28 protein-coding genes are annotated in these 23370 nt (G+C 65.5%); 19 read left to right on the plus strand and 9 right to left on the minus strand.

The features are described 5' to 3' along the window. The 8 genes from CR105_RS18940 to CR105_RS18975 all read left to right on the plus strand — a co-directional run. On the plus strand, positions 1–645 hold a 645-nt coding region (locus CR105_RS18940; RefSeq protein ID WP_143752793.1), incomplete at its 5' end, for a DUF4384 domain-containing protein. Between the two features lie 37 nt (positions 646–682). Further along, complete coding sequence (locus CR105_RS18945; RefSeq protein WP_099791059.1) at positions 683–1282, plus strand: OmpA family protein; 600 nt, start codon at positions 683–685, stop codon at positions 1280–1282. Positions 1283–1446: 164 nt separating this feature from the next. Further along, positions 1447–2748 carry a flagellar biosynthesis GTPase FlhF gene (gene flhF, locus CR105_RS18950; RefSeq protein WP_099791061.1) on the plus strand — a complete coding sequence of 434 codons (1302 nt, stop codon included), beginning with the start codon at positions 1447–1449 and terminating at the stop codon, positions 2746–2748. Continuing rightward, positions 2741–3577, plus strand: a complete 837-nt coding sequence (locus CR105_RS18955) for a MinD/ParA family ATP-binding protein (protein WP_099791063.1) — start codon at positions 2741–2743, stop codon at positions 3575–3577. Before flhF ends, CR105_RS18955 begins: the two co-directional genes overlap by 8 nt. Before the next feature lie 15 nt (positions 3578–3592). Beyond that, entirely contained in the window at positions 3593–4321 is a 729-nt protein-coding gene (locus CR105_RS18960) for an RNA polymerase sigma factor FliA (protein ID WP_099791065.1), read from the plus strand. Next, the gene (locus CR105_RS18965) at positions 4303–5049 is read left to right on the plus strand and encodes a flagellar motor protein (RefSeq protein WP_099791067.1); all 747 of its coding nucleotides are present in this window, start codon (positions 4303–4305) and stop codon (positions 5047–5049) included. The genes CR105_RS18960 and CR105_RS18965 overlap by 19 nt, the downstream gene beginning before the upstream one ends. Before the next feature lie 9 nt (positions 5050–5058). After that, entirely contained in the window at positions 5059–5811 is a 753-nt protein-coding gene (gene motD, locus CR105_RS18970; protein ID WP_099791069.1) for a flagellar motor protein MotD, read from the plus strand. 171 nt (positions 5812–5982) lie between these two features. Further along, a complete protein-coding gene (locus tag CR105_RS18975; protein WP_099791070.1) occupies positions 5983–6486 on the plus strand; it encodes a hypothetical protein in 504 nt (167 codons plus the stop codon). Here the strand turns inward: CR105_RS18975 and CR105_RS18980 are convergent, their stop codons facing one another. From CR105_RS18980 to flgA, 4 genes are all read right to left on the minus strand, one after another. Further along, positions 6487–7569 carry a M35 family metalloendopeptidase gene (locus CR105_RS18980; protein ID WP_099791072.1) on the minus strand — a complete coding sequence of 361 codons (1083 nt, stop codon included), beginning with the start codon at positions 7567–7569 and terminating at the stop codon, positions 6487–6489. A gap of 136 nt (positions 7570–7705) precedes the next feature. Beyond that, positions 7706–8173, minus strand: a complete 468-nt coding sequence (locus CR105_RS18985; protein ID WP_099791074.1) for a flagella synthesis protein FlgN — start codon at positions 8171–8173, stop codon at positions 7706–7708. A 6-nt stretch (positions 8174–8179) separates the two neighbouring features. Next, positions 8180–8482 carry a flagellar biosynthesis anti-sigma factor FlgM gene (gene flgM / locus CR105_RS18990; protein WP_099791075.1) on the minus strand — a complete coding sequence of 101 codons (303 nt, stop codon included), beginning with the start codon at positions 8480–8482 and terminating at the stop codon, positions 8180–8182. Between the two features lie 107 nt (positions 8483–8589). Next, entirely contained in the window at positions 8590–9285 is a 696-nt protein-coding gene (gene flgA, locus CR105_RS18995; protein ID WP_099791077.1) for a flagellar basal body P-ring formation chaperone FlgA, read from the minus strand. Positions 9286–9467: 182 nt separating this feature from the next. Here flgA and flgB point away from each other — a divergent pair, with 182 nt between their 5' ends. From flgB to flgL, 11 genes are all read left to right on the plus strand, one after another. Then, positions 9468–9890 carry a flagellar basal body rod protein FlgB gene (flgB, locus tag CR105_RS19000; protein ID WP_099791079.1) on the plus strand — a complete coding sequence of 141 codons (423 nt, stop codon included), beginning with the start codon at positions 9468–9470 and terminating at the stop codon, positions 9888–9890. 2 nt (positions 9891–9892) lie between these two features. Continuing rightward, positions 9893–10294 carry a flagellar basal body rod protein FlgC gene (gene flgC, locus CR105_RS19005; protein ID WP_099791081.1) on the plus strand — a complete coding sequence of 134 codons (402 nt, stop codon included), beginning with the start codon at positions 9893–9895 and terminating at the stop codon, positions 10292–10294. Between the two features lie 16 nt (positions 10295–10310). Then, the gene (locus tag CR105_RS19010; protein ID WP_099791083.1) at positions 10311–11024 is read left to right on the plus strand and encodes a flagellar hook assembly protein FlgD; all 714 of its coding nucleotides are present in this window, start codon (positions 10311–10313) and stop codon (positions 11022–11024) included. A 38-nt stretch (positions 11025–11062) separates the two neighbouring features. Continuing rightward, on the plus strand, positions 11063–12589 hold the full coding sequence (locus tag CR105_RS19015) for a flagellar hook protein FlgE (protein WP_099791085.1): 1527 nt from the start codon (positions 11063–11065) through the stop codon (positions 12587–12589). A 51-nt stretch (positions 12590–12640) separates the two neighbouring features. Then, the gene (flgF, locus tag CR105_RS19020) at positions 12641–13381 is read left to right on the plus strand and encodes a flagellar basal-body rod protein FlgF (protein ID WP_099791087.1); all 741 of its coding nucleotides are present in this window, start codon (positions 12641–12643) and stop codon (positions 13379–13381) included. Between the two features lie 65 nt (positions 13382–13446). Next, positions 13447–14229 (plus strand): flagellar basal-body rod protein FlgG, encoded by a 783-nt coding sequence (flgG, locus tag CR105_RS19025; RefSeq protein WP_099791089.1) that lies wholly within the window; start codon positions 13447–13449, stop codon positions 14227–14229. Further along, positions 14226–14870: a flagellar basal body L-ring protein FlgH gene (locus CR105_RS19030; protein ID WP_099791091.1), complete on the plus strand. Its 645-nt coding sequence runs from the start codon at positions 14226–14228 to the stop codon at positions 14868–14870. Before flgG ends, CR105_RS19030 begins: the two co-directional genes overlap by 4 nt. A gap of 11 nt (positions 14871–14881) precedes the next feature. Then, positions 14882–15988 (plus strand): flagellar basal body P-ring protein FlgI, encoded by a 1107-nt coding sequence (locus tag CR105_RS19035; RefSeq protein WP_099791093.1) that lies wholly within the window; start codon positions 14882–14884, stop codon positions 15986–15988. 8 nt (positions 15989–15996) lie between these two features. After that, a complete protein-coding gene (flgJ, locus tag CR105_RS19040) occupies positions 15997–17022 on the plus strand; it encodes a flagellar assembly peptidoglycan hydrolase FlgJ (RefSeq protein ID WP_099791095.1) in 1026 nt (341 codons plus the stop codon). A 90-nt stretch (positions 17023–17112) separates the two neighbouring features. Then, the gene (gene flgK, locus CR105_RS19045) at positions 17113–19113 is read left to right on the plus strand and encodes a flagellar hook-associated protein FlgK (protein ID WP_099791097.1); all 2001 of its coding nucleotides are present in this window, start codon (positions 17113–17115) and stop codon (positions 19111–19113) included. A 12-nt stretch (positions 19114–19125) separates the two neighbouring features. Beyond that, the gene (flgL, locus tag CR105_RS19050) at positions 19126–20370 is read left to right on the plus strand and encodes a flagellar hook-associated protein FlgL (RefSeq protein WP_099791280.1); all 1245 of its coding nucleotides are present in this window, start codon (positions 19126–19128) and stop codon (positions 20368–20370) included. A 147-nt stretch (positions 20371–20517) separates the two neighbouring features. On the opposite strand, the gene fliR is transcribed toward flgL, so the two are convergent. From fliR to fliN, 5 genes are read right to left on the minus strand one after another with little or no spacing between them, the layout of a single operon-like run. Further along, the gene (fliR, locus tag CR105_RS19055) at positions 20518–21342 is read right to left on the minus strand and encodes a flagellar biosynthetic protein FliR (protein ID WP_099791099.1); all 825 of its coding nucleotides are present in this window, start codon (positions 21340–21342) and stop codon (positions 20518–20520) included. A 21-nt stretch (positions 21343–21363) separates the two neighbouring features. Then, positions 21364–21633, minus strand: coding sequence for a flagellar biosynthesis protein FliQ (gene fliQ, locus CR105_RS19060; protein ID WP_099791101.1), 270 nt, complete (start codon positions 21631–21633; stop codon positions 21364–21366). Between the two features lie 10 nt (positions 21634–21643). Continuing rightward, complete coding sequence (gene fliP / locus CR105_RS19065; protein ID WP_099791103.1) at positions 21644–22390, minus strand: flagellar type III secretion system pore protein FliP; 747 nt, start codon at positions 22388–22390, stop codon at positions 21644–21646. Then, positions 22380–22940, minus strand: a complete 561-nt coding sequence (fliO, locus tag CR105_RS19070; RefSeq protein ID WP_099791105.1) for a flagellar biosynthetic protein FliO — start codon at positions 22938–22940, stop codon at positions 22380–22382. The genes fliP and fliO overlap by 11 nt, the downstream gene beginning before the upstream one ends. Continuing rightward, positions 22937–23353: a flagellar motor switch protein FliN gene (fliN, locus tag CR105_RS19075; RefSeq protein WP_099791107.1), complete on the minus strand. Its 417-nt coding sequence runs from the start codon at positions 23351–23353 to the stop codon at positions 22937–22939. Before fliN ends, fliO begins: the two co-directional genes overlap by 4 nt. Between the last annotated feature and the right edge of the window lie 17 nt (positions 23354–23370).

A 23370-nucleotide genomic window follows, 5' to 3' on the forward strand; every position in this document is an offset into this window, starting at 1 on the left:
GTGCGCGCCGCGGCGGCCGGGGCACTGTTGCTGGCCGCCGGCGCGGCGTGGTACGCCAGCCGCGCCGCCGCGCCGGCGGCGCTGCCGGCGCCGGCCGCCGCCGCCGCCGCCGCGCGCGCGCCGTTCACCGCGCTTGCCGGCCTCGACGACATCGTCCGCCACCGCGACCCGCTGATATCGGTAAACACCCTGGCCCAGAAGGAACGCATCGTCATCGGCAAGGACCTGATGCAGTTCCGCGTCACATCGAGCGAAGCGGGCCACCTGTACGTGTTCTTCGTCGGCACCGGCAGCGAGCAGATGCAGCTGCTGCTGCCGAACGGGATCGACCGCGACAACCGCATCGCCGCCGACGCCACGGTGAACTTGCCGCGCGACAGCTGGCAGATTGGCGCCGCCGGCCCGCCGGGCGTCAATCACGTACTCGTCATGGTCTCGCGCGCGCCGCGCGACTTCGCTGCCGTCGGGCTGAGCAGCGGGGACACCATGCCAAGCTTCGATCTCGCGCAGGCACGCCGCGCCTGGGCGGCGACGCCGGCGGCGGCGCCGGTGCTGGCCGGCACCCCGGTTTGCGCCGGCGCGGCCGGGTGCGATGCCGGCTACGGCGCCACGCTGATGCGCATCGAAGAGGTCGCGGCCAGGTAGTTGTCGCGTTGTTAAGCTGTTTTTTCTTGGAGGTCATATGTCAGGCATTGCTGGTAAGTTGGGCGTGGCGTGCATCGCTGGCGCGCTGCTGATGATGGGCGCGCCGTCGGCGGCGCAGACGCATGACGTCCTGAAAAGCGACGCGACAGCGCAGACGTTTCTCGACGCGCTGACGCCGGCGCGCGAGGCGCCGCTGCCGCAGGAGCGGCGAAGCCGCAGCCTGAAGGTGATGAAGAGCGAGCCGGAAGGCGGCGGCGGCGCCGCGGCAGCGCCGGCCAAAGTGGCGGCGAAACCGGCCAGCGCCTCGGTGATGATCACCTTCGAGACCGAGTCGAGCACCCTGTCGGCCGACTCGAAGCGGATCCTGAGCAATCTGGCCATCGCCCTCAATTCGGCGCAGTTGGCGCAGTTCCGTTTCAATATAGAGGGGCATGCTGATGCGCGCGGCACCGGCGAGCGCAACATGAGGCTGTCGCAGGAACGCGCGCAGGCGGTGCGCGAGCACCTGGTCGGCCAGCTGCGCGTCGCCCCGGCGCGGCTGGTCGCGCTCGGCAAGGGCGACACCGAGCAGCTGAACAAGGAACACCCGGCCGCCGCCGAAAACCGGCGCGTGCGGATCGTCACCCTGACCGAATGATCCTCACCATGGCGTCCGCGCTTGGCCCCGGCGCGCGCGAATAGCTGCACTTTCACCCACCTTTTCGCCAGATGGTTTCCGTGCGGCATCGTCGATACTTGTGACTGTGAGAAGTTGCAGTGGCTCATTTGAGGCACGCAGCGCAGGTACCCAGGAGTTGATCGATGAATGTCAAAAAATTTACCGCCGCCACCTCGCGTGAAGCCCTGCGCAAAGTGCGCGACGCCCTCGGTCCGGATGCGGTAATCCTGTCGAATCGCCCGGTCGATGGCGTCGTCGAGATCCTCGCCCTCGCCAACGACGACGTCGCCTCGATCTCGTCGCCGGCGCACGGCACCGAGATGGCCCAGCCTGCGCCGGCCCTGCAACACATCACGCCGCCTGAGGGCTACGCCAATCGCCGCGCGCCGCTGCCGCAGCCCGACAGCGTCGACATGGCCCAGATGAGCTCGATGATGGCCGCCGCCATCGCCCACGCCAAAGACACCGCCGCCGCCGAGATGTCCGGCATGATGAGCGAAATTCGCGCCATGCGCGGCCTGATGGAAACCCAGCTGGCGGCGATCTCGTGGGGCACCACCCAGCAGCGCGAGCCGGAAAAAGCCGGCGTGCTGCGCGAAATGCTGGCGGCCGGCTTTTCCGCCACGCTGGCGCGCTACCTGATCGAGAAAATGCCGTCCGGTAAGGACGCGGCCGAGAGCATGCGCTGGATTAAGACGGTACTGTGCCGTAACCTGACGAGCATGACGGACGAGGACGAAGTGCTGGAAAAGGGCGGCGTGTTTGCCCTGGTGGGCCCGACCGGCGTCGGCAAGACCACCAGCACGGCCAAGCTGGCGGCGCGCTGCGTGATGCGCCACGGCCCGGAAAAGCTGGCCCTGATCACCACCGACGCCTATCGTATCGGCGGCCACGAACAACTGCGCATCTACGGCAAGATTCTCGGCGTGATGGTGCACTCGGTCAAGGACGAAGCGGACCTGCGCATCGCCCTGAAAGAATTGCGCAACAAGCACACCGTACTGATCGACACGGTCGGCGTGTCGCAGCGCGACCAGATGGTCACCGAGCAAGTTGCCATGCTGAGCGAGTCCGGCGCCGACGTCAAACGCCTGCTGTGCCTGAACGCCACGTCGACCAACGAAACGCTCAACGAGGTTGTGCGTGCCTACCAGGGCAGTGGCCTGGCCGGCTGCATCATGACGAAGATGGATGAAGCGGCCTCGATCGGCAACGTGCTCGACGTCGTGATCCGCCAGAAGCTGCGCCTGTTCTATATCTCGAACGGCCAGCGCGTGCCGGAAGACCTGCACCTGGCCGACCGCGCCATGCTGGTCGACCGCGCCTTCCGCCTGACGCGCGACAACGCCGCCACCCAGTACGCCGACAACGAGCTGCCGCTGCTGATGGCGCAAGCCGGCAACGCCGCCAACGATCGCAGCCTGCGCGGGGTGTCCCTTGGCTAATTTCGATTTTGACCAGGCCGAAGGCCTGCGCCGGATGCTCGCCGGCCCGAAGCCGCGCATCGTTACCTTTCTTTCCGCCACCGCCCAGGACGACAAGGGCGCGATGCTGGTCAACCTCGGCGCTTCGCTGGCGCGCGCCGGCAACGACGTGCTGATCGTCGATGCCTGCCTGCACGAGTACGGCGTCGCCCAGCGCCTCGGCGTCGACCGCGGCGTGTCCTTGCTGCAGGTGGCGCGCCAGGAATGCGGCCTCAATGAAGTGATCCACCAGGTGCCGCAAGGCTTCGGCGTGGCCAGCCTGAAACGCGGCCAGGGCGCCCAGCGTCCCGGCCCCGACGAGCTGCGCCGCCTGGCCAAGAGTTTCGACGTGCTGGTCAAGCAGACCGGCATCGTCATCGTCGACGGCGAATTCTCCGACGACGACAGCTTCCCGGTGCCGATCATGGACAGCTCCGAGATCGTCGTGCAGGTGTCGACGTCGGCCGCCTCGATCACCGCCGCCTACAGCCTGATCAAGCGGCTGTCGCAGCAACTCGGGCGCCGCCCGTTCGGCATCCTGGTGACGGGCGCTTCCGAAATCGAAGCAAAGGTGGTATACGATAATATGTGTTCCGCGGCAAGTCGGTATCTCGCGGTCCAGCTCATCTCGATGGGTTCGGTTCCGGCCGACGAATATCTGCAACGCGCCGCGCGTCTCGGGCGCGCGGTAGTCGATGCGTTCCCGCTGGCGGGCGCATCGGTTGCGTTTCGCCGCCTGGCAGGGCGCTTTGCCCTGTCTGGAATGCCTCAGCTCGGTCGGACAGGGGGGAACACCCGTTTTGGCTCTTGATAACAAAGTTTAACCATGTACACGGTCAAAGGGAAAGCGGACAAGAATCACTTGCTGACGGATCATATGCCGCTGGTGAAGCGTCTCGCCCACCACATGAAGGCAAAGCTGCCGCCGAGCGTGGAAGTGGACGACCTGATCCAGGCCGGCATGATCGGCCTGCTCGACGCCATCAGCCGCTATGAAGAAACCCACGGCGCCCAGTTCGAAACGTATGCGGTGCTGCGCATCCGCGGCGCCATGCTCGACGAGCTGCGCAACAGCGACTGGCTGCCGCGCTCGATGCGGCAAAACATGCGCAAGATCGAAGCGGCGATGAGTTCGCTGCAGCAAAAGCTCGGCCATCCGCCGACCGAATCGGAAGTGGCCAAGCTGCTCAAGCTGTCGCTGTCGGAATACCAGGACATGCTCGGCGACGGCGGCGGCCACCAGTTGGTGTACTACGAAGATTTCCACGATAACGAAGGCAACGACAACTTCCTCGACCGCTATGCGGTCGACGATGCCGATCCATTGCGCAGCCTGCTCGACGGCGACTTCCGCCAGGCCGTGGTCGATGCGATCGACAACCTGCCGCCGCGCGAAAAGATGCTGATGGGCCTGTACTACGAGGAAGAAATGAACCTGAAGGAAATCGGCGCCGTCATGGGTGTGTCTGAATCGCGCGTGTCGCAGCTGCACACGCAGGCGGTGGCGCGGTTGCGTGCGGCATTACGGGAGCAGGCGTGGACTGGGCCAGCGTAATTGGCATAGCCCTCGCGCTGGCCGGGCTGTTCATCGGGCACGGCCTCGACGGCGGCAAGCTCGCTTCGCTGCTGCAGCCGGCCGCGTTCGCCATCGTCGTCATCGGCACCTTCGGTGCGGTGCTGCTGCAGACCGAGGCGCCGACCTTTACGCGCGGCATGCGCATGCTGCGCTGGGTGTTCCGGCCGCCGCCGAGCCAGCGCGCCAAGCTGGCGCGCGACATCGCGCTGTGGAGCCTGCACGCGCGGCGCGACGGCCTGCTCTCGCTCGAGCAGCACATGCTCGACTCGACCGACAAGTTCGTCCAGAAAGGCTTGCGCCTGATGATCGACGGCATCCATCCGGACAAGCTGCGCGGGCTGCTCGAGACGGAAGTGACGGCGTATGAATTCGGCCAGCGCCAGGCGGTCAAGATCTGGGAGGCGGCGGCCGGCTATTCGCCGACCATCGGCATCCTCGGCGCCGTCCTCGGCCTGATCCACGTAATGGAAAACCTGACCGACCCGTCCAAGCTGGGCGCCGGCATTGCCGTCGCGTTCGTTTCGACCGTGTACGGCGTCGGCCTGGCCAACCTGTTCTTTTATCCAGTGGCCAACAAGCTCAAAAGCATCGTCGCCGAGACGGTGACCCAGTACGAAATCCTCACCGACGTGTTCTACGACATCGCCAGCGGCGACCATTCGCGCGTCATCGACGAGCGTGTGGCCAGCCTGATGTCGCGACCGTAGCCGGACGTCATGGCGCGCAAGAAATTCGACGAAGAAACCGAAAGCCACGAACGCTGGCTCATTTCGTACGCCGACTTCATCACCTTGCTGTTCGCATTTTTCGTCGTCATGTACGCCATTTCGGTGGTCAACGAAGGCAAGTACCGGGTGTTTTCCAACGCGCTCGGCGACGCCTTCGGCGGCAAGCGGGTGGCGCCAAAAATGGTCGACGAGATCCAGCCGAGCATTTCGCTGCCGAACCTGGCCGGCCGGCGGCGCGCCGAAGCGATGCGGCGCGAGCGCGAGCTGTTGACGTTGCTGGCGCGCGACCTGACGTCGACCCTGGCGCCGCTGGTAAAGGAAGGCAAGGTGCGGGTGACGCAGAACAGCCGCGGCGTCAGCGTCGAAATCAATGCCAGCGTGCTGTTCGATTCGGGCGACGCGATGCTCAATGCCAGCTCGAAGGAAGCGCTGCTGGCGCTGGCGGTATTGCTGAAGAACGATCCGCATGCGCTGCAGGTCGAAGGCCACACCGACACCGCGCCGATCCGCAGCCCGCTGTTCCCGTCGAACTGGGAACTGTCGGCCTCGCGCGCGAGCAGCGTGGTGCGCCTGTTTGCCGAGGCCGGCGTGCCGGAAACGCGCATGACCGTCATCGGCCACGGCGCCAACATTCCGGTGGCCGCGAATACCGATCCAGACGGCCGCGCCCGCAATCGCCGCGTGGCGGTGACGATCCTGTCGGCGTTGCCCGACACCACCACCGAAATCCCCACCCGCTAGCCGATCAAGTTCGGGTGTCAGGTCTGACATTCGGACATTCTGACGTGGAAATGTCCGAATGTCAGACCTGACACCAGCGTTGCGGCGGCGTGATTGTAACCATGCGCAACTGGGCTTGGCAGCGCCAAGGCACCGGCACAGAATGCCGCCTTATTCAGCGAAGGAGCAGCAATGGGTCTGGCAACGAAGGTAGCAAACACGGTGCTGCTGGGCGCAGCATTCATGCTGACCGCCAGCGCGGCGGCGAAGGATGGGGTGAGGGACATGGTCCACGAAATGGTCAAGGTCGAATCGCGCGACGGCAAGGTGCTGGTGCGCCTGACGTTCGACAACCAGAGCGAACACACGATCTACGTGCCGCGCTCGGTCGCCTCCGACAAGGAGTTGTTCGGCAACTACTTCGAGGTGCGCGACAGTTCCAACGGCGACCCGCTCAACTACATCGGCCCGATGGTCAAGCGCGGCCCGCTCGGCAAGGAAGACTTTCTGGCGGTCAAGCCGCACACGCGCCATCAGAACCTGATCGACATCACCGACGCCTACGCCTTCTTGCCGGGCCGGCGCGCCTATCAGCTCCACCACAGCGGCCACTACGTCGCCGACCTGAAAAAGCTCGACCAGACTACGCCGGTCGAGCCTGGGGCAACGATGTTCGCCCACGTCGGCAAACAGTAATTAGTCCAGCGCCGGCGTGTTCTCGCCGAAATACTCGTGGGAGTCGGCGTTGTTGACGGCCCTGGCCGGGTCGCTGATGGCCAGGCTGGCCGCGCCTTCCTGCCCATACACCCAGTCATCGGTGGCGGCGACGACGTTGAAGTGGCTCATCTCGTGCACCATCGTGCCGCCTTTCGAATCGGTGCCGGTCATCGGCGCCGTCCAGAACGCGCGGCACACGTAGATTGCGTATGGCTTGGTCGGATAGACGTAGGCGAAATACGGTTTGTTGCAGCCGCAATCGACCGTCACCGGCCTGGTGGCAAACGCGTCCTTGATGGCGGCGAAGTTGCCGCGCACCGTGGCCTGACGCGCCGGGTCGCTGGCGCCGAACCAGTTGGTATAGCGCGGCCCGAGCAGTTTGCGCGCCATCAGGTAGCGCTCGCCATCGTCGGCCATCGCGCGCCCGGCCGCCACCGCCGTCGTCAGCGCGCTCTGCTGCGAGGCGCTGCATTTGGCAAACGACAAGCTGGCGCCGCTGCCGCGCGCGGCGTCGAGCTCCGGCGCCGGCTGGCTGACCGCGCCGCGCGGCAGGCGGGCGTCGATGAACAAGGTCAGTGGCTGCGACTTCAGTTCGCCGAATCGCTGCGCCACGGTGCCGCGGCCGTTGACGTGCGGATTGAACAAGGTCAGCGACTCGGTGTCGTAGCGGATCGTGTAGTCGCCGGTCACGCTCATCTCGTACAGGCTCGACAGTTCGACGCGGGCGCTGCGCGACGCGCCCGGCGCCAGCACGTAATAATCAGCCGCGGTGGGGGCGGGGCGCTTGTAGCGCGCGCCGAGGTAGGGCACCTTGGCGCCGTCGCGCCGGATATCGAACAGCGGCTCTTCGATCTCGCCGCCGAACGGCGTGTGCCACCGCAGCACCGCCTGGGGAGTGGCCGAGGTGTTGGTCAGCGTGACGGTGACGACGACGTCGTCGGATTTGCCGAGCGATGACTTGTCGGTGCTGATGCTGACGGCGATGCCGTTCGACGCCGCCTGCGCGCCGACGCACACGGCAACCGTCAATGCCGCGATACCTGCCCTAAAGATATGGTTCATGCTGGTCTCCGTAGATGTGACAAACTCATCAGTTGATGATCACGGATCGCTGCGGGGAAGTAAAATTTATCTGGCGCGCACGCGTTAAAACGCAAGGGTATTGCGGCGCGGTAGGGGTCTGACCTGCGGGCCCAGGTCAGCCGACGACGAAGCGGCGCGACGGTCCGCCGGCGCCGGTCTGGCCGCTGGGGCCGTAGACGCCGGCGTCGCTGCCGCCGGTCGGCGTGCGCATCGCGTTGATCACCACCTGGGTGTTGGTCATCTGCTTGTTGACGAGCATGCCGTTGACGCGGTTCAGTTCTTTCCCTTCGCGCACCAGATCGAGCAAGGTGACCCATGCGGCGCGCGCAGCGGCGTCGCCGCTGCTGGCCAGCCAGTCTTCCATGCCGGCTTCACTGGCGGCAACGCCGGCGGCGCCGAGCGCCTGGTGACGGACGCTGGCCATCCGCGCGGCTTGCTGCACCAGCTCGGCTTTTTGCGGAGTGATCTGGTCGAGCCCGTCAGTGTCAGCCTTGACCAGGAACTGTTGTTCCTGTTTCATCAACTCGATCAGCGATGCGATCAGGTGTTGTTCGTCGGGCAGGGTGGTCGTCGGGCTGGGCATGGTGTTTTACCGTTTGCGGGAATGCAGCAGGTCGCGCACTGTTTCCAGCAAGCCGTCCGCCACTTTTTCTGAATTGACCTGGAACTGGCCGTCGGCAATTGCCAGCTTGATGCGTTCGACTTTCTTGGTGTCGAACACGGCGCTGGCGCCGGCGGTAGCGGCCAGGGCCTGGCCCTGCGAAGACAGGCGCACGTTGTCGCTCGGTGCCGCATTGGCGCCGGCGGCACGTTCGGTGCCTTTCGATCCGGCTGCGGGCGTATTTGCCGCCGGCAGTCCAGGGGTTGTCTTTAATGTATCGTTAATTTTCACAGCGGTATCCTTCTCTGACCAGAGCATCAAACTCCGGGATATGCGTAAGTAACGGCGATGCCGTCCCAAACTTTAGCGCACATCAATGGATTTTCCGAAACGAAAGTTCAAAAAACCACTTCGACCAGGCCTCCCGCTTGCGCCACGCCACTGAGGATGGCGCCGGCGGCGGTGCGTACCTGCACCACCTGGCCTTCGCCGGCATTGCCGATCGCGCGCGCCTCGGTCGACACCTTGAAGCCGGCCCCGCTCGACACCACGCGCACCTGCTGGCCGCTCTGCACCACCGGCTTGCTGCGCAGCGCGTCGAGCCGCAGCGGCGCGCCCGACGGCAGCGACATCGTCGCGCTGCGCCCGATCGCCTGCGCCATGTCGGTGACCACACCGGCCGGCAGCGCCGCCAGGTCGCCGCTCATGACGACCAGCTGCGACTGCGTGATCGGCTGGCCCTGCGCCAGCGGCACGGCGGCGGCAACATACTCGCCGTGCACCGCCACCCTGGCTTGAATATATACCGTCCACGCGGTCGGGGCCGCGCAGCGCACGCCGACCGTGGTCTTGCCCCACGGCCGCGCGCCGGGCTGCTGGAAGGCCTGCGGCGCCGCGCACGCGGCCAGGCTCATGCGCGGGTCGATGGCGCCGACCTCGACTTGCACCTGGCCGGGCATGCCGGCGCTTTGCGCCTGCAGGAACTGCTCGGCGACGGCGCGCAGCGCCGAAAGGTCCTGGCGCGGGCTGGCCCCCTGCTGCCCGAAGGCCAGCGAGGAAGCGAGAAAGAGAGCGGTAAAGAGGGTCGGTTTCATGAAGGGACTGCCTGTTCGAGTGATGCCATGGTAGATCGCATGATTCCCCGGTGAAACATCGAATAGCCGCGCTTTGCCCATCTTCCTCTTTCGATTGAGTCGGTGCCGGCCGCCGTATGATCGATCCTGTCATAACAAGATCATTGCCGCCAGCCTGGCGCCTTGACCCACCTGGAGCTGACATGATTGGCAAACTCGACGACTACATGCGTTTCAACGAAGCCGCGCTGAGCCTGCGCTCACAGCGCCAGCAAGTGCTCGCATCGAACATCGCCAACGCCGACACGCCTAACTACAAGGCACGCGACATCGACTTTGCCAGCGCGCTGCAAGGCGTGATGGCGCGCAGCGCGCCGGCGGCCGGCGTGATGGCGGCGACGTCGGCGAGCCACATCGGCGGCGCCGGCAAGACCGGCGACATGCTGCCCGACGGCACGGCGCTGAAATACCGCGGCGTGGTGCAGGGCGCCGTCGACGGCAACACGGTCGACATGGATGTCGAGCGCAACCAGTTCGCCGACAACGCCTTGCGCTACGAAGCGGGCATCACGATGATCAATCACCAGATCCGCGGCATCCTCGCGGCGATCCAGGGAGGCCAGTAACCATGTCGCTGTTTAATATCTTTAACGTGTCCGGTTCGGCCATGAGCGCCCAGGCGCAGCGGCTCAACACGGTCGCCTCGAACCTGGCCAATGCCGACAGCGCCACCAGCGCCAGCGGCCAGGCCTACCGCGCCAAGCAGGTCGTGTTCGAAGCGGTCCCGCTCGACGCCGGCGGCACCGCGGTGAAGGTGGCGCAGGTGGTCGACGATCCAAGCCCGCTCAAGCAGGTGTACGACCCGAAGCACCCGATGGCCGACGCCAAGGGCTATGTGGCGATGCCCAACGTCAACGTGGTCGACGAGATGGTCAACATGCTGTCGGCGTCGCGCTCGTACCAGACCAACGTCGAAACGATGAATGCGGCCAAGACCTTGCTGCTCAAGACCTTGACGCTCGGTCAATAACCCACTTTAGGCTTTTATGGCAACCGTCAATACCGCTCCCCCGTTCGTCTCGCAAGACCTGCTCAACGCGGTCAACCCGAAGAAGGCGGCCGCCGCCGAAGGCAGCGTCGAGGCCGACACCAACAAGTTCCTGACCTTGCTCGTCACCCAGCTGAAGAACCAGGATCCGATGAATCCGCTCGACAACGCGCAGCTCACCAGCCAGCTGGCGCAACTGTCGACCGTCACCGGCGTCAACAAGCTGAACACGACGCTCGAGTCGCTCAAGGCGAGCTACGTGTCGTCCGAAGCGCTGCAGGCGGCCAACATGATCGGCCACGGCGTGCTGGTCGAAGGCGGCCACGTCGACCTGTACCAGGGCAAGGGCATCATGGGCGTCGACGTCGGCAGCGACGCCGACAGCGTCAAGCTGATCGTTACCGACCCGAGCACCGGCAAGGACGTGCAGACGATCGACCTCGGAGCGCAGAAGGCGGGCATCATCCCGCTGCCGTGGGACGGCGTGGTCGATGCCACCAAGGTCGGCGCCGACGGCTTGCCGGTCGCGCTGAAGGACGGCAAATACCTGATCCGTATCGTCGCCACCCGCGGCGAGGAAGTGCTCAAGGATGTCAAGGCGCTGTCGTTCGACACCGTCGCCAGTGTCACCACCAGCGCCAAGAACGGCGTCCAACTGAACCTGCCCACCTCGGGTGTCGTGTCGATGGCTGATATCAGGCAAATTCTGTAAGCCCGGCCGTTTACAATAACTTTTACCAGGAGAACATCATGTCTTTCCAACAAGGACTTAGCGGCTTGAACGGCGCGGCGAAATCGCTCGACGTCATCGGCAACAACATCGCCAACGCCAGCACCGTCGGCTTCAAGGGCTCGCAGGCGCAGTTCGCCGACGTCTACGCCAATTCGCTCAACGGCGCAGGCGGTAACCAGGCCGGCATCGGCACCAAGGTGTCTCAGATCGCCCAGCAATTTACCCAAGGTAACGTCGAGTCGTCGGCCAACCCGCTCGACATCGCCATCAACGGCGCCGGCTTTTTCCGCACCACCGTCGCCGGCGCCACGCAATACTCGCGCAATGGCCAGTTCTCGCTCGATAAAGACGGCTTCATGGTCAACGCCCAGGGCGCCAAGCTGACCGGCTACGCCACCAGCGCCACCGGCGGCATACTGGCCGGCTCGCCCGTACCAATCCAGGTCAATACGGCCGACCTGAAGCCGGTCGCCACCACCAGGATCGATACCCAGCTGAACCTCGATTCCCGCTCGCTGAACCCGGTCAAGAACCCGTTCGACGCCAGCGATCCAAACACCTATAACAAGCAAATCCCGATCGACGTCTACGACACGCTCGGCAATCCACACGTGATGTCGTCGTTTTACGTGCGCACCGACGCCGGCGAATGGGACGTCTACGTCGCAAACGATGGCACCGAAGTGAACAGCCTGGCGGTCGCCTCGGCCGCTCAGGGCACTGGCACGGTGGTGCTTGACGACATCACTGCCAAGCGCGGCGCCTGGCGCACGCTGGCGGCCGACCCCGCATCGACCCCGGCGCAGCTGCGCAACGCCTTGATCGCTTACGCCGACGCGGCCGGCGACGCCGTGGCCGCGGCCTCGAGCCTGGCCGGCGGCGACGCTGTGCAGGCAACTGCCATCACCACCGCCGGCGACGACTCCGCGCGGGTGCAGAGCAACACGCCGGAAGCCGTCGACAGGGATATCGCCGCCGCCGTCAGCATGAAGCCGGAACCGGTCGCCCGCCTGAAGTTCGACTCGAAAGGTTCGCTGATCGCCGCGAGCGCGCCAATCCAGGTCGACCTGCCGATTTTCCCACCGACCGGCGCCGCCGCGGTGCTGTCGGTCACGCTCAACTTCACCGGCTCGTCGCAGTACGGCGCGCCCACCAGTGAAAAGAAATCGAGCCAGGACGGCTATACCGCCGGCACCCTGCAGCGCTTTGCCGCCAGCGCCGACGGCAGGATCCTCGGGCAGTACAGCAACGGCCAGTCGCAGGCGCTGGGCCAGATCGTGCTGGCCAACTTCGCCAACCCGAACGGCCTGTCGCCACTGGGGAACAATGCGTGGGCCGAAACGTCCGCATCCGGCGTGCCGCTGGTCGGCGCGCCGACCACCGGCAGCCTCGGCGTGCTGCAATCGTCGGCGGTGGAAAACTCGAACGTCGACCTGACGGCCGAGCTGGTCAACATGATCACCGCGCAGCGCGTCTACCAGGCCAATGCGCAGACCATCAAGACCCAGGACTCGGTGCTGCAGACGCTGGTGAACCTGCGCTAAGCGCAGCTCAAGCAAGGTCAAACGCACCGGTATTTTTTCAAGAGGGAGCAGATGGATCGTTTAATCTACACGGCCGCCAGCGGCGCCAAGCACATCCTGGAGCAGCAGGCGACGACGGCGCACAACCTGGCCAACGTCAGCACCACCGGTTTTCGCGCGCAGATCGATGCGTTTCGCGCGGTGCAGGTCGAGTCCGGCGGCTTGCCGACGCGCGCCTTCGTCGTCAATTCGACCGCCGGCGCCAATTTCGACAGCGGCGCCATCCAGATGACCGGACGCGACCTCGACGTGGCGGTGCGCGGCAAGGGCTGGCTGGCCGTGCAGATGCCCGACGGCACCGAAGCGTACACCCGCAACGGCGCCTTGCAGACCAATGCCAACGGCGTGCTGCAAAGCGCCGGCGGCTTTAACATCGCCGGCGAGGGCGGCCCGATCACGGTGCCGCCGGAGGTGATGGTGACGATCGGCGGCGACGGCACCGTCTCGACGGTGGCGGCCGGCGCCACGCCGGGCGCGGCGGCCGTGCTGGGGCGCCTGAAGCTGGTCAACCCGCCCGAGGCCGACCTGGTGCGCGGCGACGACGGCCTGTTCCGGCTGCGCGACGGCGCCGCCGCGCCGGCCGATCCGGCCGTGGTGGTGGCCGGCGGCACGCTCGAGGGCAGCAACGTCAGCCCGGTCGACATGATGGTCAACATGATCGCTTTGGCACGTTCTTTCGACACCCAAATGTCGCTGATGAAGAACGCCGAGAATAACGCGGCGAAAGCAACCCAGATCCTCGCTTTGAGTTGAGTTTCTCCAAGGCATAATTAACGTGTGCATGGCGGTGTTCGTCTGCCACGTTACTGGAGAATCAAATGATCCGTTCCCTATTTATCGCCAAGAGTGGCCTGGAAGCACAGCAGACCAACCTGGACGTCATCACCAATAACCTGGCCAACGTCAGCACCAACGGCTTCAAGCGTTCGCGCGCCGTGTTCGAGGACTTGTTGTACCAGAACATACGCCAGCCGGGCGCGCAGTCGTCGCAGCAGACCAACTTGCCGTCGGGCCTGCAGATCGGCACCGGCGTGCGCGCCGTCGCCACCGAACGCATCTTCACCCAGGGCAATCCCCAGAGCACCGGCAATTCGCGCGACGTGATGATCAATGGCGCCGGCTTCCTGTCGGTGCTGCTGCCTGATGGCACCGCGGCCTACACCCGCGACGGTTCGTTCCAGACCGACGCCAATGGCCAGCTGGTAACGTCGTCCGGCTACGTGGTGCAGCCGGCCATTACCATTCCGCCCAACGCGCAGTCGATCACGATCGGCCGCGACGGCGTCGTGTCGGTGACCCTGCCCGGCACCAATACGCCGTCGCAGGTGGGCAGCTTGCAACTGACCACGTTCGTCAACGCGGCCGGGCTGGAGTCGAAGGGCGAGAACCTGTACGTCGAGACGGGCGCCTCCGGCACCGCCAACACCAACACGCCAGGCACCAACGGCGCCGGCGTGCTGATGCAGGGCTATGTCGAGACCTCGAACGTCAACGTGGTCGAGGAAATGGTCAGCATGATCCAGACCCAGCGCGCCTACGAGATCAACAGCAAGGCGATCACCACCTCCGACCAGATGCTGCAAAAGCTGTCCCAGTTATGAAATCGCTCACTATTCTCGCGCTGCTGGCGCTGGCCGGCTGCTCGGCCACCCCGACCTCGATCGTGCAGCGTCCCACCAGCGTGCGGCCGATGCTGCCGGAACCTGCGCTGGCCAGCAATGGCGCCATCTACCAGGCGGCGGCCTACAAGCCGATGTTCGAAGACCGGCGCGCGCGCCACATCGGCGACATGCTCACCATCAGCATCACCGAGCGCACCAACGCGATGAAGGCCGGCGCCAGTTCCGGCAGCAAGTCCGGCTCGGTCAGCTTCAACGCCCCCGGCCTGTTGCAGAGCCGGCTCGGCGTCAACGTGGCGGCCAATGCGGCCAACAAGTTTGCCGACGGCGACAACCAGAGCGCCACCAACACGTTTTCCGGCGTCATCGGCGTGACGGTGACGGAGGTGCTTTCCAACGGCAACCTGATCGTCGCCGGCGAGAAGCAGATCGCGCTCAACAAGGGCGTCGAGTTCATCCGCTTCTCCGGCATGGTCAGCCCGGATACGATTGGCGCCGGCAACACGGTGGCGTCGACCCAGGTCGCCGATGCCCGCATCGAGTACCGCACCAACAGCCAGATCGACCGCGCGGAAATGACGGCGATGGTGTCGCGCTTCTTCCAGTCGCTGCTGCCATTCTGATGGGAATCCCGATGCGCTTTTTCGCCGCCATTGCCTGCGCGCTGGTCTCAACGGCACTGCTGGCGCCGCTCGCCCACGCCGAGCGCCTGAAGGACCTCGCCAGCATCGCCGGCGTGCGCCAGAACCAGTTGTCCGGCTACGGCATCGTCGTCGGCCTGGATGGCACCGGCGACCAGACCACGCAGACGCCGTTTACGGTGCAGTCGATCATGGCGATGCTGCAGCAAAAGGGCGTCAACCTGCCGGCCGGCACCACCTTGCAGCTGAAAAACGTCGCCGCCGTGATGGTCACCGCCTCGCTGCCGGCGTTCGCTCAGCCGGGCCAGACGATCGACATCACCGTGTCGTCGATCGGCAACGCCAAGAGCCTGCGCGGCGGCACCCTGGTGATGACGCCGCTGCACGGCGCCGACCAGCAGGTCTACGCAATGGCTCAGGGTAACGTGCTGGTCGGCGGCGTCGGCGCTGCCGCCGGCGGCGCCGTGGTGCAGGTCAACCACCTCGCGGTGGGCAAGATTTCCGGCGGCGCCACCGTCGAGCGCGCTGTCGCCAACAGCCTTGGCGCCGACAACCAGATCCGCCTCGAGCTCAATACCACCGACTTCATGACCGCCAGCCGGGTCGTCGAAGCGATCAACAACCATTTCGGCCCGGACATCGCTACCGCGCTGGACGGGCGCGTCATCCGCGTGCGCTCGCCGTCGTCGTCCGACCAGCGCGTCGCCTTTCTCGGCATCCTCGAGTCGCTCGAAGTGAACCCGGCCACCGCCAACGCCAAGGTGATCATGAACGCGCGCACCGGCTCGGTCGTGATGAACCAGGCGGTGACCCTGGAGAGCTGCGCCATTTCGCACGGCAACCTGTCGGTGACGATCAGCCCGGAGCCGCAGGTGAGCCAGCCGGCGCCGGGCAGCCGCGGCAGGACTGTTGTCACCCAGGCCAGCCAGGTCGAAGTGAAGAAGGATCCGGGCAAGGTCGTCATGGTCAAGGGCGGCGCCTCGCTGGCCGAAGTAGTCAAGGCGATGAACGCGATCGGCGCTTCGCCGCAAGACTTGCTGTCGATCCTGCAGGCGCTGAAGGCGGCCGGCTCGCTGCGCGCCGAGCTCGAGATCATCTAGGCGCCGCCATGATTCCGACATCCAACGACCTGTCGTCCAAACTCGCGTTCGACACCAAGGGCCTGGGCGAACTGAAACAGTCGGCCAAAGCTGGCTCGCCCGAAGCGCTGAAGGGCGCCGCCACCCAGTTCGAGGCGATGTTCATCAACATGATGATGAAGAGCATGCGCGACGCCACGCCGCAGGAAGGCATGCTCGACAACCAGCAGACGAAGATGTTTACGTCGATGCTCGACCAGCAGCTGAGCCAGAACATGGCCAAGCGCGGCGTCGGCCTGGCCGACGTGCTGATCCGCCAGCTGACGGCGCAGGCGACCAACGCGCAGGCGCTGGCCATCGGCGGCGACCAGAACGTGCCGACGTCGAGTGCGATGCCGGCGCCGATGGCGGCCGACGGGCTGCTCAAGACGCCCGGCGCGCTGCTGGCGCCGTCGCGCCCGCCGGTGCTGTCGCCGGCCGCGCTCCAATACGGCGCGGCCGCCGGCGCTGTCAACGGCGCCGTCAACCGCGCCGCCAACAATGCGTCGGCGGCGGCCGCACCGGCGGCGCTGACGGCGTCGGGCCGCGTGCAGGCACCGCACGTGCGCTCGTTCCAGGACAAGCTCGGCGCCCACGCCGAAGAAGCGAGCCGCAGCACCGGCATCCCGGCCAAGTTCATGCTCGGCCAGGCGGCGCTGGAGTCGGGCTGGGGCAAGCGCGAGATCAAGAACGCCGACGGCAGCGCCAGCCACAACCTGTTCGGCATCAAGGCCGGTCCTGGCTGGAAAGGCAAGGTTGCCACCGCGGTCACGACCGAGTACGTCAACGGCGTGCCGCAGACCAGGGTCGAGAAGTTCCGCGCCTACGACACGTACGCCGACGGCTTCAAGGATTACGCCAGGCTGATCAGCAAGAACCCGCGCTACGAGCAGGTCATGGCCAGCGCCGGCGACGCCACCAGCTTCGCGCGCGGCCTGCAAAAGGCGGGCTACGCCACCGATCCGCAGTACGCTGCCAAGCTTAGCCGCATCATCACGCACTCGCTGGTCGGCTAGCCAAAACCGGGCTTGTGTTTACGGCAAGTCAAGTTTTCCGCAAATCTGCCGTAGAGTAGAGTAACGAATTCAAACAGAATCGAATCCATCATGGCTGGAAATCTCCTCAGTATCGGCAAGACCGGGTTGTTCGCGGCGCAGGCAGGCCTGGCGACGACCGGCCACAACATCGCCAACGCCCACGTGCCCGGCTATAGCCGACAGCAGACCGTGCAAACGACCATGACGGCACAAGACGCCGGCTACGGCTTCGTCGGCAGCGGTACCCAGGTGGCCGACATCAAGCGTTATTCGGACGAGTTTCTCAACGTCCAGGTACGCAACGCGCAAAGCACCACCAGCGCGCTGGCGTCCTACAATGCCCAGATCACGCAGGTCGACAACCTGCTGGCCAACACCACGTCCGGCCTGTCGCCGGCGCTGCAGGATTTCTTCAAGTCGGTGCAAAGCCTGAGTGCGAACGCCGCCTCGACGCCGTCGCGCCAGAATTTCCTGTCGAGCGCGGAAACGCTGGCGGCCCGCTTCCAGGGCATCAACGGCCAGCTCGAAGAAATGCGCTCCGGCGTCAACAGCCAGATCACGTCGAACGTCACGCTGATCAATTCGTACGCGACCCAGATCGCCACGCTGAATGACCAGATCAGCTCGCTGAGCAATTCTACCGGTCATGCCCCCAACGACCTGCTCGACCAGCGCGACCAGATCGTGCTCGATTTGAACAAGCAGATCAAGGCGACTGCGATGCGCGGCGACAACAACACGATCACGGTGTCGATCGGCAGCGGCCAGCCGCTGGTAGTGGGCAACAAGTCGTTCGAACTGGCGGTGACGCCGGCGCCGGGCGACCGCAGCCGTCTCGAAGTGGGCTATGTCACCGGCACCAGGGTCACGCAACTGTCGGCAGCATCGCTTGGCGGCGGCGAACTGGGCGGCCTGCTCGATTTCCGCTCGACCACGCTCGACCACGCACAAAATGCCATCGGCCGCGTCGCCATCGGCATGGCCGTCAGCTTCAATGCCCAGCACCGTATGGGCCAGGATAGCGCCGGCAACCTCGGCGGCGACCTGTTCAAGGTGGCGCCGGCGTCGGTCAGCGCGAACATGAACAGCGCGCCGCCAGATTCGCCGCCCTCCGACGTCACCGCGCAGGTGATCGACCCGAGCATGCTGACCACCAGCGACTACATGGTCGAGTGGAACGATTCGGAGGCCGCCTACACCATCACCAGGCTGTCCGACCGCGACGTCACGATTGTGCCGTATTCGCCGTCGGGCGCGCACGTCGGTTCCAAGGACGGCATCAGCTTCACCATTACCGGCAAGGAAGTCAGCGGCGACGCGTTCCTGGTACGCCCGACCATCAACGGCGCCGCCCAGTTCGCCGTCGTGCCACGCCAGGTCGGCGACATCGCCGCGGCCTCGCCGGTGATCATCGGCCCGTTGCCGGCTTCGCCACCGGGCTGGACGGGCAACAAGGGCAACGCGGTCGTCAGCGACGGCAGCGTCAACGGCAACTTCCTGCCGCCGAATCCGGCATTCGCGCCCGTGACGATCAAGTACAACGCCGCCACCAACGAGCTGAGCGGTTTTGTTAACAACCAGACGGTGGAAGTCACCGTCGCCGGCGTCAAGACGCAATACACGGCCGGCACGGCGCCGGTGATTCCGTTCGTCGCCGGCGCCAGCTACGAATTCGGCGGCGTGACGATGACGATGCGCGGCTTGCCGGTCGACGGCGACCAGTTCACCGTCAAGCGCAACAGCGGCGGCGTCGGCGACAACCGCAACATGGTCTTGATGGGCGAGCTGGCCTCCAAGCCGCTGCTCGACAAGGGTACGGCGACCTACCAGGCCGGCTTTGCCCAGCTGGTCAGCTCGGTGGGCAACAAGGCGCGCGAAGTGCAGGTCAACGGCCTGGCGAGCGAATCGATGCTGGCGCGCGCGAACGCGGTGCAGCAGAGCGTGTCGGGCGTCAACCTCGATGAGGAAGCGGCCAACTTGCTGAAATACCAACAGGCTTACCAGGCCGCCGGCAAGGTGATGCAGATTGCCAGTACCATGTTCGACACGCTGCTGTCGCTCGGACGATAATCAAGGATGATCATGCGTATCAGCACCAATATGATGTACACGACGTCGACCAACCAGCTCAGCAGCCTGCAAAGCCAGCTGGCGCGCACGCAGCAGCAGTTGTCGAGCAACAAGCGCATGCTCAGCGCGGCGGACGACCCGATCGCCGCCGCTCGCGCGCTGGAAGTGACGCAATCGCAATCGATCAATGCCCAGTACGCCACGAACCGGCAGAACGCCCGCTCCGCGCTGTCGCAGGAAGAAGTTGCGCTGACCGGCGTGCAGCAGCTGATCCAGGACGTCCAGGTGATCGCGGTGGCGGCCGCCGGCGGCGCCAACAACAACAGCGACCGCACCACCTACGCCAACGAACTGCAGGGCCGGCTCGAAGACCTGATGTCGCTGGCCAACAGTTCCGACGGCAATGGCGGCTATGTGTTTTCCGGCTACCAGTCGAACACGGTTCCATTCGTCAAGACGTCGCAAGGCGTCGACTACCACGGCGACCAGGGCCAGGCCCAGCTGCAGATCGCCGCGTCGCGCAAGGTGGCGATCGGCGACTCGGGCAGTTCGGTGTTTACCAATCTGCCTACCGGCAACGGCAACTTCGTCACCGGCGCCGGCGGCACCAACACCGGCGGCGCGGTCATTTCGGCCGGCACCGTGGCCGACGCGCGCCAGCTGACGGGCCATGCCTACAGCATCGATTTCACCGTCGTGCCTGCCGTGCCGGGCACGCCGGAACAGGTGAGCTACGTGATCACCGACACGACCATGGGCGTGACCGTGCCGCCGGCGCCGGCGGTGGCGTCGGTGCCATACACCAGCGGCCAGCCAATCCTGGTTGGCGGCATGAAATTCGAGGTCACCGGCACGCCGGCCAACACCGACAACTTCAGCGTCAAGCCGAGCGAGCGCCAGTCGTTGTTCCAGACGCTGAGCAAGATGATCGACACGCTGCGCGCGCCGGCCAACACCGACGTCGAAAAGAAAGCGATGACGGCTGGCCTGGCCGAAGCGAACGGCAACCTCAGCACCGCGCTCGACAACGTGCTGACGGTGCGCTCGTCGGTCGGTTCGCGCATGAAGGAATTCGACACCCTCGACCTGGCCGGCGACGACGCCGACATCCAGTACACGGCAACCTTGCAGGACCTGGAAGGGCTCGACGTGCTGAAGGCGATCACCCAGTTTTCGCAGCAGAAATCGTCGCTGGAAGCGGCGCAGATGTCCTTCAAGACGATCTCGAGCTTGTCGCTGTTCAATTACATCAGGTAAAGCCGCACGGGCGGTGCGCGCCGCCACCTCCGCGTCACTTCCCATCGGCTTCAATAGCGTCGTCCCTTGGCGGTCGCGCTACTGAAACGCCCGACAATTTCCCTCTCACTCCAGAGCGTCATCCCCGCTGCGCGAGGTTGACGCTCTTTACGATCGCGGCGGCGGCGGCGGCGCCGGCGGCGGCGTGCGCGCGGCGCCGGCGCGCGGCAGGCTGCGCGCCGCTTCGATGCCCTGGTTGAACAGGTTCAGGATCGGCGCGCTCAGGTAGGGCAGCGACATGCTGATCACCAGCAGCCCGACGCCCAGCGACACCGGAAAGCCGATGCCGAAGATGTTCAGCTGCGGCGCGGCGCGCGTCAGGATGCCGAGAGCGACGTTGGTGATCAAGAGCGCGGCGACGATCGGCAACGACAGCTGCAGTCCGGCGCTGAAGATGCGCGCGCCCCAGCGCGCCAGCTCGAGCGGCGCGCCGGCCGCCATCGGCGTGGCCGACACCGGCATGCTGATGAAGCTTTCGGCCAGCGCCTCCAGCAGCACCAGGTGCGCATTGACGGCCAGGAACGCCATGGTGGCGATCAGCGCCAGGAACTGGCTCACCGCCGACGACCGGCCCTTCGACAGCGGGTCGAAAAAGGTGGCGAAGCCGAGGCCCATCGTCAGGCTCGACACCTCGCCGGCCATCTCGATGGCGGCGAACACGATGCGCATGGCAAAGCCCATCGACAGCCCGATCAGCAACTCCTGCAACAGGATCAGAAAGCCCGCCATCGACATCGGGTCGACCGCCGGCAACGCGGGAATGGCCGGCGCGATCATCATCGCCAGCAGCACGCCGAGCGAAATTTTCATCGATTGCGGCACGCTGCTGTTGCCGAACAGGGGCGAGGCGGCGATCAGCCCGAGGATGCGCGTGAGCGGCCACAACAGGGCCGCGATCCACGTGTTCATCTCGCCGCTGGTAAGCGTCAGCATGGTAAGGAAGGCGCCGCGCGCCTAGCCGATCAGGCCGGGAATGCTGGTGAATACCTGGCGCATGTAGTCGAGCATGACGGCCAGCATCCATGGCCCGGCGATGATCAGCGCGACAAAAATGCCGACCAGTTTCGGGATGAACGACAAGGTCGCTTCGTTGATCTGCGTGGCGGCCTGGAAGATGCTGACGATCAGGCCGATGATCAGCGCCACCAGCAACATGGGCGCGGCCACCATCAACGTCACTTCCATCGCGTTGCGGCCCATCGTCATGACGGTTTCCGGAGTCATCTCGCTTCCCCTAGTAAAAACTTTGAGACAGCGAGCCGAGCAGGAGCTGCCAGCCGTCGACCAGCACAAACAGCATCAGCTTGAACGGCAGCGAAATGACCGCCGGCGACATCATCATCATACCCATCGACATCAGCACCGAGGCGACCACCATGTCGATGATCAAAAACGGAATGAAGATGGCGAAGCCGATCTGGAACGCCGTCTTCAGTTCGCTGGTGACGAACGCCGGGATCAGGATCCGCAGCGGGATGTCTTCCGGGCCCTGCAGCGCCGGCGAGCGCGAAATCTTGACGAACAGCGCCAGGTCGGACTGGCGCGTCTGCTTGGTCATGAACGCCTTCAGCGGCGCGACGCCCTTGTCCATCGCCTCGCTCATCTGAATCTTGTTTTCCTGCAGCGGCAAGTAAGCATCGGTGTAGATCTTGTCGAACACCGGGCCCATGACGAACAGCGTGAGAAACAGCGCCAGCCCGACCATCACCTGGTTCGGCGGCGCCGACTGGGTGCCGAGCGCCTGGCGCAGCAGCGACAGCACGATGATGATGCGGGTAAAGCTGGTCATCATCAACAGCGCGGCCGGCAGGAACGACAGCGCCGTCATCAACAGCAGCGTTTGCACCGGCAGCGAATAGGCGGTGCCGCCGCCGGCGGCCGGCGCACTGGTGAAAGCAGGAATGCCGGGCGCGGCGAACGCCAAGGCGGGCAGGGCGAGCGCGGGGATGGCGAGCGCCAGCAGGAGTTTCTTATTTCGCATTACGTTTGTCGATCGTCTGTTTGAGCCATTCGGCAAAGCTGGACGCCGGTGGCTGGTGCGGGTGCAAGCTGGCATTCGCGGCGGTGGCGGCGTCAAAGGCGGCCTGGCGCGGCATCGTCGCCAGCGCGTTGACGCGGCCGGGCGAGGCGCCCACCACGATCCACTGGTCGCCCACTTCGACCACCATGATGCGCTCGCGCCCGCCAAGGTTGAGGGCGCCGACCAGGCGTACGTGGGCCGAACCGGCGATGGCCTTCGGGCCATAGCGCTTCATGAACCAGGCCAGCACCGCGAGCAGGCCGAGCACGGCGCACAGCGCCAGGATGGTCTGGATCAGGCTGCCGGCGGCCGGCGCCGACGTCATCGGCTGCACCACGACCGGGCGGCCGGGCGCGGTGGTGGTGTTCTGCTCGGCGGGGACGGACGCGGTGGCGGTGGCAGGGGCGGGGACGGTGGCGGCCGGCGGCTGGACCGCCGGCGCCTGGGCCTGCGCCGCGCCGCCCGCAAATGTTGCTGCGACGGCGACGGCGAGAAGGAAACGGACCATCATTTATTCAGTTTTCTGATCCGCTCGGACGGCGTGATGATGTCGGTCAGGCGGATACCGAACTTGTCGTTGACGACCACCACCTCGCCCTGGGCGATCAGGCAGCCGTTGACCAGCACGTCCATCGGCTCGCCGGCCAGGCCGTCGAGTTCGACCACGGAACCTTGCGCCAGCTGCAGCAGGTTCTTGATGGCGATCTTGGTGCGGCCAAGCTCGACCGTCAGCTGGACCGGGATATCGAGGATGAAGTCGATGTCGTTCGGCGTATCGAGCTTGGTGCCCTTGTTCGAGAAATCCTTGAACACGGCGGCGCTGGCGGCCTGGTTCTGCAGCGCGTCGGCTTCCGCCTTGGCCTGCTCGGCAATGGCGGCGCCCCAGTCGTCATCCATGCTCTGGTCGTCTTGATTATCGGACATCGTGCTCTCCTGTGGTG

The sequence above is a fragment of the Massilia eurypsychrophila genome, from assembly GCF_002760655.1.
Lineage (GTDB): Bacteria > Pseudomonadota > Gammaproteobacteria > Burkholderiales > Burkholderiaceae_D > JAFCUW01.